Origin of the sequence: Photobacterium sp. 53610 (genome assembly GCF_036409375.1) — a bacterium.
In the GTDB taxonomy this organism is placed as follows: domain Bacteria; phylum Pseudomonadota; class Gammaproteobacteria; order Enterobacterales; family Vibrionaceae; genus Photobacterium.
This window is the reverse complement of the sequence record NZ_JAXOFS010000001.1, coordinates 522183-539063: the sequence shown is the minus strand read 5'-3', so window position 1 is coordinate 539063 and position 16881 is coordinate 522183. Positions and strand designations below refer to the sequence as shown.

At 41.9% G+C, this 16881-nt stretch carries 15 protein-coding genes and 2 pseudogenes; all 17 read right to left on the bottom strand.

All coding sequences use genetic code 11. From position 1 onward, the window contains the following. Window positions 1-37: 37 nt before the first annotated feature. The 17 genes and pseudogenes from SPK40_RS02505 to SPK40_RS02430 all read right to left on the bottom strand — a co-directional run bounded on the left by SPK40_RS02505 (window position 38) and on the right by SPK40_RS02430 (window position 16609). The gene (locus SPK40_RS02505; protein WP_025523796.1) at window positions 38-682 is read right to left on the bottom strand and encodes a hypothetical protein; all 645 of its coding nucleotides are present in this window, start codon (window positions 680-682) and stop codon (window positions 38-40) included. A gap of 58 nt (window positions 683-740) precedes the next feature. Continuing rightward, entirely contained in the window at window positions 741-1226 is a 486-nt protein-coding gene (locus tag SPK40_RS02500; RefSeq protein WP_330959298.1) for a cupin domain-containing protein, read from the bottom strand. A 162-nt stretch (window positions 1227-1388) separates the two neighbouring features. Then, on the bottom strand, window positions 1389-1691 hold the full coding sequence (locus tag SPK40_RS02495; protein ID WP_248140572.1) for a hypothetical protein: 303 nt from the start codon (window positions 1689-1691) through the stop codon (window positions 1389-1391). An 89-nt stretch (window positions 1692-1780) separates the two neighbouring features. Then, window positions 1781-2275, bottom strand: coding sequence for a GNAT family N-acetyltransferase (locus SPK40_RS02490; RefSeq protein WP_031849435.1), 495 nt, complete (start codon window positions 2273-2275; stop codon window positions 1781-1783). Window positions 2276-2413: 138 nt separating this feature from the next. Then, window positions 2414-2899 carry a DUF7684 family protein gene (locus tag SPK40_RS02485; protein ID WP_330959297.1) on the bottom strand — a complete coding sequence of 162 codons (486 nt, stop codon included), beginning with the start codon at window positions 2897-2899 and terminating at the stop codon, window positions 2414-2416. A 581-nt stretch (window positions 2900-3480) separates the two neighbouring features. Then, complete coding sequence (locus SPK40_RS02480; protein WP_148498759.1) at window positions 3481-3831, bottom strand: hypothetical protein; 351 nt, start codon at window positions 3829-3831, stop codon at window positions 3481-3483. A 127-nt stretch (window positions 3832-3958) separates the two neighbouring features. Then, entirely contained in the window at window positions 3959-4534 is a 576-nt protein-coding gene (locus SPK40_RS02475) for a hypothetical protein (RefSeq protein ID WP_330959296.1), read from the bottom strand. Window positions 4535-5199: 665 nt separating this feature from the next. Then, window positions 5200-7290 (bottom strand): DUF7507 domain-containing protein, encoded by a 2091-nt coding sequence (locus tag SPK40_RS02470; protein WP_330959295.1) that lies wholly within the window; start codon window positions 7288-7290, stop codon window positions 5200-5202. 854 nt (window positions 7291-8144) lie between these two features. Continuing rightward, window positions 8145-8291: pseudogene (locus SPK40_RS22965) on the bottom strand (DUF805 domain-containing protein); the annotation flags it as partial. Between the two features lie 84 nt (window positions 8292-8375). Continuing rightward, window positions 8376-8912 (bottom strand): annotated as a pseudogene (locus tag SPK40_RS02465) (AAA family ATPase). Between the two features lie 1088 nt (window positions 8913-10000). After that, window positions 10001-10372, bottom strand: a complete 372-nt coding sequence (locus SPK40_RS02460; RefSeq protein ID WP_330959294.1) for a hypothetical protein — start codon at window positions 10370-10372, stop codon at window positions 10001-10003. Next, window positions 10369-11811: a hypothetical protein gene (locus SPK40_RS02455; RefSeq protein WP_330959293.1), complete on the bottom strand. Its 1443-nt coding sequence runs from the start codon at window positions 11809-11811 to the stop codon at window positions 10369-10371. The genes SPK40_RS02460 and SPK40_RS02455 overlap by 4 nt, the downstream gene beginning before the upstream one ends. Window positions 11812-12054: 243 nt before the next feature. After that, window positions 12055-13086: a hypothetical protein gene (locus SPK40_RS02450; RefSeq protein WP_330959292.1), complete on the bottom strand. Its 1032-nt coding sequence runs from the start codon at window positions 13084-13086 to the stop codon at window positions 12055-12057. Window positions 13087-13202: 116 nt separating this feature from the next. Beyond that, window positions 13203-14225: a hypothetical protein gene (locus SPK40_RS02445; protein ID WP_330959291.1), complete on the bottom strand. Its 1023-nt coding sequence runs from the start codon at window positions 14223-14225 to the stop codon at window positions 13203-13205. Window positions 14226-14370: 145 nt separating this feature from the next. Next, window positions 14371-14643, bottom strand: a complete 273-nt coding sequence (locus SPK40_RS02440) for a hypothetical protein (RefSeq protein WP_330959290.1) — start codon at window positions 14641-14643, stop codon at window positions 14371-14373. A gap of 568 nt (window positions 14644-15211) precedes the next feature. Continuing rightward, complete coding sequence (locus tag SPK40_RS02435) at window positions 15212-15601, bottom strand: DUF805 domain-containing protein (RefSeq protein ID WP_248140581.1); 390 nt, start codon at window positions 15599-15601, stop codon at window positions 15212-15214. Window positions 15602-15706: 105 nt separating this feature from the next. Then, window positions 15707-16609, bottom strand: a complete 903-nt coding sequence (locus SPK40_RS02430) for a LysR family transcriptional regulator (RefSeq protein WP_330959843.1) — start codon at window positions 16607-16609, stop codon at window positions 15707-15709. Window positions 16610-16881 lie beyond the last annotated feature (272 nt).

The window sequence follows — 16881 nt, the reverse complement described above, 5'->3', positions numbered from 1 at the left end:
CAAGCGTTGCGAATCACTCTTAAACAGATTGTTATGTTTATTTCTTATCAGTAATCGCACTGATTGCTTTGATCATGAAGCGCTTCGAATACAAAGGTGACTCATAGCGCGCAGGCGTCACTTTAACAGCAGAAGTAATTAGGTCTTCTATAGCTTTTGCTAGTCCCTCTTCTTTGTACGCTATTGAGTGATCATTATTATTATACGGTAGGGCTGGATTTGACGTGATACATGGGACTGTTGGGTGTCCAATTTCGGCAAGGTACGCATGGAAAGCACCTTTAGGAATTGCCATGCCAAACTCTCGCCAAGCGTACTTCTTACCCCAGTAGTAACCATCTGTAGCTTTATGCGTTACACGAGTATCATTCTTTTCCTTGTTTACCGCATGTTTACCTTGAGCCTCTTGTTGTGCAAATAAGAAGCTCAACATAGGATTAACACCTTGGTTCTTAGCAACGCAGGACAGGTCGACAATTTTGTTTCCTTTATCGTCAATATAGAAACCAATGCTATAGTGCTCACCTTGCTCTAGTTCGTGAGTTTCGTTGGCAATAAAGCTATACACCGTATCGGTATTTTCAGGTGTAAATGTGTGAGTAAATTTACCATCTCCGTTTGGAGTAATTTTGTAGTTGCTTACGATCAGGTCTTGAATTGTATTTAGTTCTCTTGATTTCATCGAAACATTTCCAATAATGCAAATAGACACAATGCATATGTGGTCATATTTGTTTTTTTCAAGTGCTTAGATAAACATAACGCCGCGTTAAGTGGTGAACAACGCGGCCACCAAACCTAAACCATTGTGCTGTAAACACTAGAGCTGATTCAAACCAAAACTGCCAAGCGTTGTGAATCCGTCTTGAACGCTTTGTTATATACCGATTGGAAGCTCTATTTGGAGTCTCAAAGCGGTGCCATATACCTCGGGGAACAACTAACAGCTGCCCTTTAGAAAGCTCATTTCGCTGTTCTTGACCTTCTACAAGTAACACCAACGTCGTTTGACCTCTTAAAACTTGCACCAACTCATCGCCGTGTGAATGTCGTTCCCACTCACTGTAACCATCGTAGTGACCAATATAGACACCTCCATTTGAATATTCTGACAACATAGCAAAGGCATCTTTGGACTCTTCATCAGTATTTTTTGGGGTACGTCCACTAAGATAGTTCAGTTTAAAAAACTCTTCTTCAATTGTAATAACCGTCGATTTGGCCATTTTTCCCTCCGTCCTTGAATAAGTATATAACGCCGCTAGCAACGGCGGCCAATACGTAGCTTCTGCTGTGTTAAGTTGAGAGCGAAGCGAACAACACAGCAGAAGCGAAGTGTTGGACGTCCAAGCGCACGTATTTTTGTGCGCTGATGTTGCCTAGCCTTGTTAAATGCCAGAAGCGCCAATTACAACAATGCCCAAAAATAATGCAATTACGCCAAGTAACCTTAACCACCAGAAGCGAAAACGCTTAAAAAATAGATTAGCTAAAAACAACAAAATGCTTAGTAGGCCAATAACTATAAGGATGCCCGCAATAACTGCTCCAGGCTCACCTCCGTAAAAATATTGGCGAACTTCTTTCGGTATATGACTCCAGAAGAAGATCTCTATAAGCACAATACATACGCCCAATAACCCCAGAGTCATCCCAGAAACTTCAATTCTTTGCCACATACCTTGTGCCATTTAACGCCGCATTAAGGTGTGAACGGCGCTTGGCTATACTTGAGCGAAGCGAAACTGCCAAGCGTTGCGAATCACTCTTGAATGCTTTGTTATGTGCGCGCTAAACGGTAGCGCCTTACCGTACCCTCACTGTCATCTGTGTAGTTACCTAGGTATTCACCACCACAGTTTTCGATGACCTTTTGAGACGCGGGATTGTCAATTGAGCAAGTAACAATAACTGAATCAGTGACAACATGGTCTCGCACCCAAGCGAGCAGAAATGAGGCTACACCCTTACCACGAGCTGACGGTCTAGTTTCGTAGCCAACATGACCAATGACATTTTCCACATTGGCATTAGTACCTTTTCGAACTCGGATTGCACCTAAAATTTCGGAGTTCGATACACAGTAGTAAGTTGTGCTAGGTAAATATCCCTTTGGTAACTCGGAGATTGCCTTTGAACGTTCGACCAAACCTGACAAATAAGCTGTCGGATCTTGCTCCACACCCGAATATTTTGGAATACCCGATTCTAGGCATTCTTTCGCATAACTCGCTAATATTGGGGCCAAATCAGGGTTGGCCTCTACCACTTCCATGTCAATTTTCCTCTTAAGCACATAACGCCCAATTAAGTAGTGAGCAACGCAATACAAAAGCGACCGCATTGCGCCTTAAACACAAAACTCACTGCAAATCAAAACTGCCACGCGTTGCGAATCTGCTTAAATTGTTTGTTATGTGTTCTCTAGCACTGATTCCAAAAGATTAACATCACTCAGAAAACTATCAACCTGTGTTGATGATGCCTCATTCGCTATGTTTATCACCAACGTACTGCAACTAGACCAATATTCATCATCAGGAGTTGCTAAATACAAGCAATACCAGATCGCCTCTTGTAATGGTTCATCATGCCAAGTTGAAGGGATATGGATCTTTTTATTATTTCTTTCTTCCCAGAGAATGTTTCCGATGTCAAATGCTGTGTGACCTTGACCACACTCTTTACCCCAGCAACAAATATACTTTAAACCTTTATCAATTAGGGACACTGCAATTTCTGATATTTCATCTGCAGATTTAGCTGAATAGTCAGCAAGCAAAAGAATAACGAAATTCGTTGAATCCACAGATACGCTTTCTAGTTCATCCCAATTCTTGATGTCTATACCATAAACAGGGAAAGGGAATTTTTCTCTTAAATTTCTATATTCCTTCATCCGAAGTTTTTACCTCTTTGATACAGACACATAACGCCGCGTTAAGGGGCGACAACGCTTTGCACTAAACTAAACTATTGCGCCGTAAACACAAAACCCAATTTGAACAAAAACGGCCAACGCGTTGAGAGTCCCTCTTAAACGCTTTGTTATGTGCCCAACAAAGCCACGACTTTAAACTGAACCCACTTTGTAACCGCAGGATTTGCAACGCCAACAAAACCTGATGCAAACCTGAATATTTCAGCGCCAAGCCAACGTTAGCAAAGGAGCAATTTTCACCAAAGTAAGCGGCAAAACAACACATGCAAAAGCTTTTGGGAAGACAAACTTTCAATGCTGAATTTTAGCGACTAAATCTGCTTCAACTTCCCCAAAACTTACAACAAACGCGCCGCAATTTGAACGATGGAAAACCTCAAAAACCGACACTTTTTACTGCTAAATTTTCAAGGCACATAACGCCCTGTTAAGGTGTGAGCAACGCAATACCGATGCCGCCGCATACCACCTTAAACACCGAACGAAACGCATAGTAAAAATGCCACGCGTTGCGAATCACTCTTAAATAGATTGTTATATCACGAACTTTTACGTTTTAGTTTAAGCTCACCTTTCTTGTACGATATCTCGTCATATCCTTTAAAAACTGCGATTATCAACGACAACCCTAGAGACGCAGCAATTATAATCCCACTAATTTCCAAACCAGTAAGGGCTGCGATTGGCGCAGCAGCAAACATCGACATTCCACCTGTAAAAGGGGTTGCTGCCAGTGCAGCTGTCAAGGCAGCTAAAGTCCCTGCACCGACATAGGCTAGCTTCTTTGTTTTCTTCAACTCATCCGCAAGTTTACCAACGACTATTATCTCGCTCTCTCCACGGTCTTTAGCTCTTGTTAATTCTTCTTTAGTTCTTACTTCAACTGACATTTATACTTCCTTTTTATATGAGGTGTTTCCTTTGTGATATAACGCCGTTGTAACCGGCAAAAATTGTTGGCTAAAATTTGTGAGGCACGAACAAAGCCAACTGTTTTTGTCCGCGTTTACAACCTTGTTATGAGTACCCTAACTGGACCATTCCGGTTTTTATTAAAAAATCAGAGCCCACTAGGAACGGTCTATGATAACCAGTTTTTGGGTTCTCTGGCTTATTTACTTCAACAAACATTATGCATTCATGTGCGGGGTGTTCGCCTCTTTTAAATAACATGTCAGCATGAGCTTCCGCCGTACAATCTAATATTGAACCGTCCGAGAGAGTTAACCATACATGCGCTTTTACAGGCTCTAGAATATTTGGACTTTCTAGTTCCTTTGAAATACTGTCTTCTGACATACTGCAATAAATATAGTCATCCCAGTACCTATCACCTATAGTGATAACACTATCGACGTCAAGAACGTTTTTAAGCAGTTGTTGGAGCATTAGATGGACAAGTGTGCACTTACCAGCCAAATGCGAAGACGTGGAGTAGCCATATTCATATAATGCTTCTGCGCATAACTGAAAAATTTGTTGCTTTGTATCTTTTGAAAACGCAGGTTTCAATGGAAGTAGATTTTCATCTAATTTAAGAGCGTATTTTTTATTTCTAATTAATGCTTTTTCTAGCCTTTCTAAGTAGCTCAAAATTCAAATCCTTCTTATTCTCACCAAGACTCAGGTTGATTGGTACTCATAACATTTTATTCAACGACATCATGTCGTATAACTCTGTCATATATCTCCACAGACCAAATAAAAATAAGCATCTGATAAATAAGGATATAATCAAAGTATCACATAAACAACTCAATAAGATATACGACATCATGTCGTGTATCTCATTTAATCAAAAATCATAACCATCTGTTTCCAGGCACTTTTACCACCATCTGATAAAACATCCTCATTCAGCGACAGTGTATCCACATCTGAAAAGCGACATCACACCACCACCGACGCCTGCCCCACCACCAAAAATCAAACACGCTACCGCCCTTAACACTCAAGTTACTGAAGGATGTAAATTTCTGTAACAGTCATCATATTGAGTTATGGGCAAGGTTTCATTAAAAGGCATGTTTAGGGTTGCATATCTGTGCTTCGGGACAAAGTTCTGAAAAGGTGGAGAAAGAAGGTGATGAAGTTTGAAGCGGAAGTGCCTGATGTGTTGCCATTGCTTGGCACAGGCGCTGGATTTCAGTCGGAAACAGGATAAGTATGCTCTGTAGGCAACGGATTTCGCCAAACAATGAAACAAAAAGAGCATATGACGACATATGCTCTTTTCAATCTATTGGTAACTGGCTGTATTATTCAAAACTGACTGTTGCAGAATCACTTGGCATGATGGGCTGCGAACCATCATCATCTTCAACCGTTGCCGTCACAGTATTCACATGTGGAGAGCTTGTCACAATTGCAGTAAATTGACAGCTATAGGTGTCTTCAACTTGTGCCGCAGGTTGAATCACCTGAGGTACAGAACAAGTTGTCGACTGAATACTACCCGTGACCTGAGTGATGTCTCCAAACAAATTATCAACCAGACTTGTGATTGTCAGCGCTTCAGCATCCGAATCATTCGAGATACTCACCTGATAAGTCACCACAGCCTGCGTGGCTTGTTTCACCACTGATGCGGCTGGCGGCGCATTGAGAACATTCACCGTCGCATCATCCACAGCACTGACGATTTCACCATCATCATCTAAACCAGACACAGTGATGACGTTCGTCACTGCCGTATTCCCGTTGCCTGAGACAAACGTGACAATCGTACAAGTGTAAGAACCACTTGGTGCTATCACCTGTGGAAGACTACAGTTTCCCTGACCATTCAGCATGCCTAACTTGTCGTCATCAGCGACATCAATGGTCACCGGATCAACACTTGAGGTGTTATTGATTGTGTATGTATAAGTGACGTTACCACCCGGTTCTTCAATCGTTGATGGAGAAGCCGTTTTTATCACTTCAATACTGGAGGGCGTGTTGAGAATCACAACCGTTGCAGAGTCACTCGCGCTGACTGGATTATTTTCATCATCCTTACCTAACGCTGTAACAGTATCGGTTTCAGAACCACCCGCATTCCCAACGACATTGATCTGGAATGAACAGCTGTAGTTTGCCCCAACCGCGATCACTTGCGGGACCGAACAATCACCTTGTCCATTTAAATCTCCATGAATGTTATCGACCAGCGAATTGATGGTGACCGGATCTGATGCTGCCGGACTTGAGTTGCTGACAACGACAGAAAACGTCACTAAACCACCCGGTTCATTCAACTGCTCTGGCGAAGCGGTTTTGACGAGCTCAATATTGGGTAACAAATCAGTGATGGTAACCTGTGCAGTGTCTTCGCCTGATAACAGATTGCCGTTATCATCAATGCCACTGGCGGTCACGATATCTGTTTCTACATCACCCGCGTTACCGACAATATTGGTCGTAAAATGACACGTATAGGTGTCAATGCCTCCCGGATTTCTGTCGTCTGACGGAATAGTCTGCGGAACACTACAAGTCGTACTGACAATACCATCGTGATTTGCTGTCGTAATGTCACCGTAGATGCTGTCTGTCAGTGTATTTAATGTCACGTTATTTTGCGGGTCGATACCCACATTCGTTACCGTCACCGTAAATGTCGCACTCCCCCCCGGCTCTGCTAGCGTTTGTGGATTGACCGATTTCGAAACTAACAATTCCGCTGGCGGGACTGCGATTGGAATGTTAAAGGAATCATCACACTTACATTTAGAAGGCGAGCCCGGGTATGCATCAGAAGGGGTCACGCAAAGCTCATTCGCTCCGGACTGGCGCCAACTCGTACAATATGGCAGGTTTAATTGGCCATCATTATCCGGGTCAACACACGTAGCGGTTAAAGTAAAAGTGGGTGAAAGCGGGTTATACCCAGGCTTTGCAATGTCACCACATTCATCCTGTACACCTGAAGGTGTGGTTGTGCCCGGATAGGGATCGTTTGTACCGTCCAGATCCAGCCAAGGGGGTGAAGGCTGGAACGGTAAAGTAGAGATACTACATTGCCCGCTTTTTGCACCATCCGAGTTAGGATCGCCATCCGTGACAAAGTAGATCCCAACATCATGTCGCTCTTTTGATGTGGTTTCGATATCAAATGTCGCAGTAAACTGCACAACATCACCTTGATAAGCACAGCCGTCATCCAGAATTTCAAGCTTCGGCGTTCCGTCGGGGTTAGTCGCTACACCAGCGATTTTTACATCATTCGCTGTACACTGCACCGCAAAACCTGCGGTTTCTTCCATACAGCCGCCAAACTCAGTACCCACAGCACTGACGTTTTTTATGGGTAGAGCCCCTGTGAAGACCAGGGCGCCTAATATCCAGTGCCTCTTGATTTTAAACATGTATATACTCCTTCCATTAATCATTTCAGATATTAACCCTCACCAAATGGTGAATTAGGGTCAGCGAGTTCAAAAGCATTCACGACACCTAAAACCAATGCTTTTTTACTGCAAAAGAGCATAAACCTGTCACAAAGGGCCCTGAACTTTTCAATTTAAAACCGCAATGAGACTGCATCAAAACCATTCAGTCAGTATTCATGCTTTACCAGACAGTCCACAAAATTCTGTGAAATTTAAATTAAACAAATACATTCTTACTCCAATCTGATATTTAACTGAAAAGTTTCAGCCATACATACAAAAAATTAAGTTTTTATTTTTATCAACAAAAGTAAACAAGATGAATTGAACAAGTACTTGAATAACCTCCTTGAGTATATTAAGTGATACGAATAAACCTCACCCGGTAAATAAACCTGAATTTAAATCAAAAAATCATGTCTTCGTGTATTCCAACATCACGTCGGATAGCGACGCATTAAAATCTGCACGATCGGATCCTGCAATCAGTTTTTAGGGCGTCTGTCCTGATTTTATCCCCACTCTCCTTGAATCAAACACGCTACCGCCCATAACACTGAAGTCGCCGGAGAATTAAAAATAAAAATTGCTGTTGTCGCCATACTTTCCAGTTATGGGACAACTTTCATAAAAGACATACTTGAGGATGCAGAATTGTGCTTTGAGGCAAAGTTCTGAGGGAATTGAAATGAAATAAAAACGATGAGATTTGAAGCGGCGCACTGGAAGCCATACTATGAATTTGGCACTGGATTTCAACAAGAAACAGACTGTATCAGGCGGGTGTAACTGCTGGCAATTCACACCATCACCTAACCCATGTCATTGTTTTATTTCGGGTTGGGGCCATATTCATTAGTGCCGGACTGGCCGTCCTGCACAAAGAAGTAAAGTAAGATGAGGAAGCTCAGAATTGAAAGCCGGTTGAGCAGCATACACCGGCCAGATCGGCCAATGTCATGTAACCCCTGCACACCGACAACTAAGCGATGACAAGGACAGGCACCTAAAGGCTACCCAAAAGGTTAGTCGGCTATTTGAGTGGGAGTCCAATTAGCTTGTTAGCCAAAGTTCACGTTGTTCAAGATAAACTCAGCTCTTTTTCTCAAGGATACCTTTGGAACTTCAACTAAATCATAACCAAATTTTTCGTATGCATAGAGCATCTCCTGATATGTTGCTACAGCTTCAATGAAATCCTGCTGACGCTCTACATCATTTTTGTAAATTGATTCCCATGGAGGAAAAATAAACACTTTTTGATTATAAATCAGTTCACGACATTTATTCAATAAAAAATCAGAAACTGGTATTTTTTCGAGCTTGCTGTATCCATATGAGTCAATGATACTTCGATCATAAAAGGTAATAGCAGCATTTCCATAACCTTCGTAGTTATTAATTTACTCAAGAACCATTTCGTCTCGAAATGCGGTTTTATTTTGCCAAGGTAACGCAGTGCCTTGATATTTAACTTGTGTTTGGATTACTTTTCGCCCCACTTCTGGAGTACTTGGATAGCCCAAGCGATTTAAAAATTCGATTACGGTGGTTTTTCTTGAGCCAGGTCCACCAGTAAAGACAACTCGATTATTCAAATGAATCTCCGTAGACGGCTAACAAATGACATGGCTCCCCCTTTAGGCTTTGACACAACTGGAAAGTCTGAACACAGATCACTGGAAGCCACCATGTCACCATTTGTCTATGGCATCGATTTAGCCAAACATCGCTTTAGTGTTCACGGTGAGGATCATCAAGACAAGGTGCTGATGAACAAATAATCATACGGTCTAAAGTCCTTGAAGCTTTTGTAAACATGCCACCCTGCCAACATCTGCACATTTTTTGGGTGACTGCCACGATATATATTTCATAATGATATAAGGTTAAGAGTTTTTGCGGGAAAGCCTGATAATGCGGCGGCACGTTTGTTGCCTTCTAACAAATGAGAAAACGTAACCGCGTAGTGTCATCAGGGTCATGGTATAAAAGCCAATCAACAGAGCGAATGTAGAGCGGCAGTTCCAAACCTTATATAACCTGACGCTGTTGTTGACAACCGGAGGGAGTCTATGTTGCTGCATTTAGGTGTGAGCAACGATGGAATGAGAAATGCCAAGCGTTGGGAATCGCTCTTAAGCAATTTGTCAGTACATGCGCTACTTCTATTTGTACGCTCCAAGATATTGAAAAGTGGCATAATATGAAAAGCTTTGAACACTGAAGTGAGACTGGCAACTACAAAACTAAACCTCATTTGAGATGACGAAAGCTGGCTAGAAGAAAATAGCACTGAACACCCCTAACTTTGCAAGCTTCAAATTGAAAAAGGATTCGATTCTCGCACTCCGACGACAGCACCGAAGAAAGACAAGATTCGCTTAGAAACAACCGCGAGAATGAAAAATCGCCAAAGAAATAAGTTAAGAGTTAGAAACCGTAAACGATGAAACCAAAGCGAACACTCTGCATTTAGTGTCACCAGAAAGAACGTGAAAGGCACAAACTGTCCGGTGTAAACATGAACACCAATACAAATAAACACCAAAACTTATGACCTTTGATGCCAAATCCGAACTAACGCTTGGGCTCACTGGCAGCCAAAAGCGGAGTGGCTTGGAGCAAAGCAGAAAGCCGCGCAGCTTTTGGTTGTCCGGTGTAGCCCTTTGTTATGCAATTTGATTTATGGAGCAATTACTCCCAGAAGTTTTTTTATAGATATCACTGTACTGGCCACCGAGCCAACGGCTTTAATACCATCAAGCAAAGAAAGCAAGATAGACTTTGCACTAAAGAAATTAGGAGAGTCTTTCTCCAATTCTGATTTTGCCAATTTGGCAGCATCTATTTTTTCATTTCCAACGTCAGAATTTTCTAAATGCTCAATAAGCCGAGAGATTTCAGTTACCAATTCTAATAGTGCTGGTTCTACGGTATTACTGCCATGTTCGTGATTAGAAATCTTGGCGTTTTCTCCGACGGCCAAGTTCTTAGCAGTCAGTGTCCCACCAGTCATAATAACACCTTGATTTTCCTTGTCGGTAGCTCGTGTCACGACTTGTTACCTCCCCCTTTAACAGCTTTTATAGCATCTTTGGCGATAGATGCTCCCTTTCCAACAGCGAATGAATCTGCTTTTACCTCTCCGCCGGATATCATTACGCCCTCGTTAACAATCTTTGTTGATGTCTGTGAAAACTGCTCGGTTGATATATTATTTTTCTCAAGATATTCGCGTAAAGCTCCTAAAAACTCACTTGTAACCAATTTCAGTGCTACGTCCTTGTCAACCTTTTGAAAGTAGCGCTCAAAAGACACAGAAGACCACTTTTCTCTCAATGAGCTATCCCAGCCATAGTTATATAACCTATTAGACTCTAATTCCCTTTTCCAACCTTTCTGACGCGCGCTATCAGCCATAAATCCACCTTGAACGAAAGTAAGCACATTGATTACTACTCCAATCCAGGAAAATGCTCCAGTAAATATTGATTGGATGAGGCTTTCACCAAACTCTTTGCCTGTTGGTTTCAAGGGGATTTCATCAATTGCTAAATATTTTTCTTTTAAAGGAGGAAGGAGAAAGAATCGCGCCTCAGTAAATAAATTGTCCTTAACACTTAAAAATCTATAATACACACTTAGTATCATCTGACCATCCCACATGGGAATTCGCACAACTCTGTAATGACGCTCTCTTTTGTCGTCATTATTTATCTTAGTGTTAATATACTGAAGGTCGACATTATCAACCGGCTTAGAAAGGCGGCCATTTGGAAGCAAATACTCAACCAAATTAACATCTTTCCCGTTGATGTATAACTCATCCGTTATTTCAATATCGTCAATACCAAGAGATAGTAATCTTTTTTTTAGTTGTTCATGCAATTCTGTTACCGAAACTGGCTTTACGGGTTTACTCTTATCCTCGGCTTCTTTTGTATTTATTGTAAAGGACCAGCTATCTAAATCAATGCCAGCACCTACAAATGGAGAATATCCACCAGAAATCATAATATTCTTTTTGTTTGTTTTGTTTTCCTCATCATCTTTATTTTCACCAGCTAAAATTAGCCGAGCTTTTTTCTTTGCGGAACGATTATAAATAAATTCCGCGATAGAAGTTAATGCCAAAGCAGGTATCAACATTACCCAATTGTCTTTTGGGTCCTCAATGAAAATAAAGAAAAAAATCAAGACAACTATAAATATAAATGCCGATTTTCCAAAATGACTTACTTTCGCTTTTTCAAGTTCTTGACTAATTTTGTTTAATTCAACGCCATACTCAGGCGCTGAAGATTTATATGGGTGACTTAACCTCTCTTTCAAGTCTTCTTTAAAGTCGTTCGGGTACAAGTGCGCCGCCGACATTAACAGCCTAGTAGTTTTGTTTGTATTGATCACAACATCCTCCTTTTCATTGTCAACGATGAATTCACTGCGTGGTCTATTACGCATAACGCCCAGCGAAGGGGCAAATTTGGAGCGCATCGGAAAATTTGTCCCGCTTGCGCTGATTGTTAGCTTTCTTTACCTTCAGCCAGTTTGATAACTTTGACTAACTCTTTGATTTGCTCGACCACTTGAACGTCCTGATCCTTTATCTTGATTTTACTAAATGCACTCTCACTAGCTATATTCCAGTTCTCGAATATCTCAACTAACTCGCTCCTTTCCACAGCATTACCATAAATTTCAAAATATAGCTTTCCGAAATTTATCGCATGAGCCCTATCAGATCTTTTTTATAGCCTCGTGCATATAAGCATTACTCACAGTAAATGCGTGCCTTGCCCACAGGCCAAGAACACTCAATACAACAAGTCCTTTAAAAGATATGAAAATAAGTAATGGCCAACCGATATCTTCAGCTTTCTGATCAATGAAACCTGTGCCTAACATAGATATCGATACCGTGACAAGCACTGCAGTAATGAGAACTAGCGTTCCATGTATACTCCAGTTTCTTGCTTTTTCTCTATATTTGGTTTCAAGATCCTCTAGAACCTTTACTGCAGCACTCACGTATTCTGGAACTTTAATTTCTATACGTTGCTGTACCTGTTTTTGATGCTCTTCGTTAAGTTCTGCAACTCTTTGAGCTAGGTTTTCTTCCTGCTTTTTAAGCTCTTTTTCTCTCTGTGAGGTTTCACTGAGCAATGAAGTTAGCCTTTCTTTTGCTATAGCAATCTCTTCATCCAAATGTTTCTTTTTAAGATTTGCTACTTGTTCGGCCTCTGCTAGGGCTTCTTCCTTGGCTTTAATAGCATAAGAAAGATCATCAGCTATACGTTTTCTTTCTTCAACCAAAGACTCTTCTGCTTGTTTTGCACTTTCTCTTAGTTCTCTGCTTCTGTTTTTCTCCCTTCTTATATAGTCTTCCCACTGCTTACGACGCTCCAAAGGAAGAGATTTTATAATGGTTTCTCTCCGCTTTTGATCAGAAGCTACATCAATCAGCTTTTCAATCAAGATATTAGAACTGGCTGCTGAAATTCTTTTCAATGAATTTAATGACGATGCCTGTACATACCACCGCAAGGACTTTTCTGATGCAACATCCAATGCCCGCTTTAATACATCCACTTTAATTTCACTAGAAATCTTCCGTAACGTGGGTTCTTTCGAGTTTTCAAAAATTTTATTGACTAGCTCTGGAGTAGCGATTCTAAGAAAGTTCTCTATTTTTCCAGATTCTTGTGCAGAGAGGAATTCGTCTACTTCTAGTTTTGAAAGCTCTTCCAGCCCAATCTCAAACTCTTTCATATATTCCTCTGAAAGCTAACGCTTTGCTAAGCGGCAACAAAATATCTGGCTAAAATTAGCGAGGAACGAGCAAAAGCCAGCTGTTTTTTGTCCGTTTGAGCAACTTATTAGCAGTACTACAACCCCTGATCCAGTGCGTGCCTCAAAATATGAGGCAGTTCTCGCATCATCATGTATGTGTGTTTATCATCTCGATACATATCCCTCATCATAGGGTGTTCAAAGGAAAACTCTATTAACTCTTGAAATGCTTCGACCGCATCTCTTTTGTTACCTGGCTCATTTTCGCTTCGTAGAGTTTTTACGAGATCGATGCCTGCATCATAGATCCATGGGAAATCTTCGCGAAATAGACTTATTGCAATTTGAAAGCCTGTGAAATTTTTTCTAAACCTAGGATACATATGCAAAAGTTCATCAATCATTCGAGGATGAATCTTTTTCTTTCTTCGCATTCTTAGATCGCGTTCCAGTTCAGATCTAGAAATAATCTCTTGAAGCATATTCCGAAGAGAGTCCAACTCTTTATGAACGTCAAGTTCCGGGCTTCTTAATAGTTTTTGATTTACACGTGAAAGGTCTAGAATTTCTTCTAAGATTTCATTTGAAAATGACTGTTGCTCAGGCTCAGGCTCAGGCTCAGTAGCTTGCTTAGGTTGCTCCTGCAAGAGCGTGTTTAATTGTTTTTCAAGATCTGGATACCAGACCTCAAGAGCTTTTTCCAAACGTTCTGCGGTTAGCTGCTCACCACTATCGGCCTTATTTAAAGATAAAAGTAGTTTTTTTACATCATCTTTTTCAAACACAGTGGATTGGAATTGCAAAATCGGACCATTAACCTCTGAGCGTTTAATATCAAATAAAAACGGACTAACATACGATTTATCCATTGTCTTTGATAAGGCACCTGCTTCAAAAGTAAGCCAAGGTGCGTGTAAATTTTCCTTTGTTACGCATAAAATGCCGTAACTTGAATCAGCCAATTCAGAAGCAATATCAGTACTCCAACGAGCGCCTTTGTCTATATCTTCGGAAGACACATAAGGCTCTATTGATTGAATCACACATGGCAACCAATCACGTAAAGTCAATGCGACTTTATGACTGAGGTCTCCAGACCAACTTAAAAATACTTTCACTTATACACCCTGAATCTTCAAAATACTCTGAACTATGGTTGTACTGCTAACGCCTTGCTAAGCGGCGCAAAATTGCTGGCTAAAATTAGCGAGGAACAAGCGTAAGCCAGCGGTTTTGCGCCGCTTAGCAACTTGTTATACGCAATTATTGGTTAATAAAATCTCGAATGCCGTGGCTATAACCTAAAGCAAAAGCTTGATGAACACTCTTATGACGCCCATCAGCATCAGACTGACTATCACCTAAAGCATTTATATCTAAAGTTACGGTTTCTCTTAATTGAAAGCCTTGCTCGTACCCCTGGTTATAAGCGCACTGACAACATTTGTGTCGACCGTGATCGTGCATTTGATGACGAGTTAAATTACTTAACTCATTTTCATTTAAAGTTCTTATGTGATGATTAGCGCATGGCATTTGATTCACTCCTTTGCGTAAAACATTTTATTCAACGACATCATGTCGTATAACTCTGTCGTATAACTCTGTCATATATCTTTACAGACCAAATAAATCATAAATATCTGATAAATAAAGATATAACCAATAGTTTCACATCAAAATCTCAATAAAATATACGACATCATCCCGTGTATCTCATTTCAGTCCATAATCATTACCATCTGTTTCTAGGTACTTTTATCATCATCCGATAAAACATCCTTATTCAACGACAGTGTATCCACATCTGAAAAGCGACATTGAACTGCCACCGCCGTCTGCCACTACATGCACCAAACACGCTACCGCCCTTGACACTGAAGTCACTGAACAAAATAAAATTGCAGTTATCACCGCACTTTTCAGTTATGGGACAGGTTTCTTCTAAAGGCATATTCGGGATTGCATATCTGTGCTTTGGGGCAAAGTTCTGAGGAGATAGAAAAAAGAAGCAATGAGGTTGGCAGCTGTCGCAGCGACTTCTTGTCAAAGCATGAGGGATTTACGCTTGGAGCAGGATGTATGGGGGGCATCTTTTGGTGAATTACACCATCATTTGACCCATATCGTTGTTTTCTTTCGGATTAGGGCCATATTCGTTGGTGCCGGGCTGGCCGTCCTGCACAAAAAAGTAAAGTAAAACGAGAAAGCCCAGAACCGGGATCAGGCTGAGCAGCATCCACCAGCCAGATCGGCCAATGTCATGTAACCGCCGGATACCGACAGCCACCGAGGGTAAAAGTACGGCCAGTGAATAGACTCCCCCGAGCAGCCCGGTACCATCTTCCGAGCCGGGGGTATTGAGCAGATGATCGACAATGCCCAACGCCAATGTAATCACCAGATTAATCAGGAAGAAGTACCAATACTCCTGTCGCTGAGCACGTCCTGCAAAAACCGCGTACTTTTTGAGTGCGTAAAGATACCAGTTCATCTGACTCCCTCTGGGCAATTGACCTTTCAGGCATGTCTCATTACGAGCTGATGGACACTTACAGTCTAGTATAGAGGCAGATCACAAATTTACCGGGCAGCTCATTTAAAAATAATGAGAAATCGCCTGATAAGCCTGACGAATATGCTCGATCAGTAAGCGAATTTTTTGTGATGGCTGGCGTGTGAACGGGTAAACCGCATAAATTCCCAGTTTCTTGCCAACCTGATTGGGTAACAGATCAATCAAAACGCCCGACATTAAATCGTGGTACACCAGACATCGCGGCATGTATGCAATCCCATAACCGGCCAAAGCTGCCTTTCGGAGCGCGGCGGCATTGTCCGTCGTCAGATTACCGCGGACTTTGAGCGTATACCCTTGCCCGTGTTCATCCAGAAACTCCCATTCTGCTGCGCCAGTGCTCTGATAGGCATATTGCAGACAATTCTTGTGCAACAAATCTTCAGGCTTCCGGGGCTTTCCTTCCCGGCGGCAGTAATCGGCCGAGGCACAGACCACCCATTGCGAATCAATCAGATGGCGGGCAATCAGACTGGAGTCTTCCAGATAGCCGGTACGAATGACGAGATCAAATCCCTCACCCACCACATCCACAAACCGGTTTTCCATCGACATCTCAACCGTGATCTTCGGATGCTGCTGACAAAAACCGGCCACAGCTTCGGCCAGTAAGAGTTCACCTGAAATCGTCGGGACAGACATCTTCACGTGCCCGCTCAGGCTTTCGCCAAAACCACTGACGGCATCCACGGCCTCGGCTGCCGCCTGTTTGACATGTTTTGCCCCCTGATACAGCACTTTTCCGGCTTCACTCAGCCGGATACTGCGCGTGGTGCGAAACAGCAATTGAACGCCCAGTTCATTTTCAAGCCGGGCGATATGCTTACTCACCACGGAACTGGTGATCCCCAGGTTATCTGCCGCTTTGCTGAAGGAGCCGTCTTCTACGACCTGCACGAATAAAATCAGATCATCGGTCTTTATCATCTGGATTCATCAACTTTTGGAATGAATGTTTTTCATTACATTCATTTATTGCCAAAAAATAAAGCGATAGTGTTCACAACCGTTTCACATGGTTGAAAACAAAATGCAAACCTGGGATCCCAAACACCCATTCCTGTTGCAGGCACGCTAGACTCAAAATCAGCACCAAATATCCATCTGATTCATAAACAAAAGATTTTCTCAGAAAACAAAAAGACTCTGACCCAAAAACAACTGAGCAAGGGCACCTGAGCAAAGGCAGATCAATC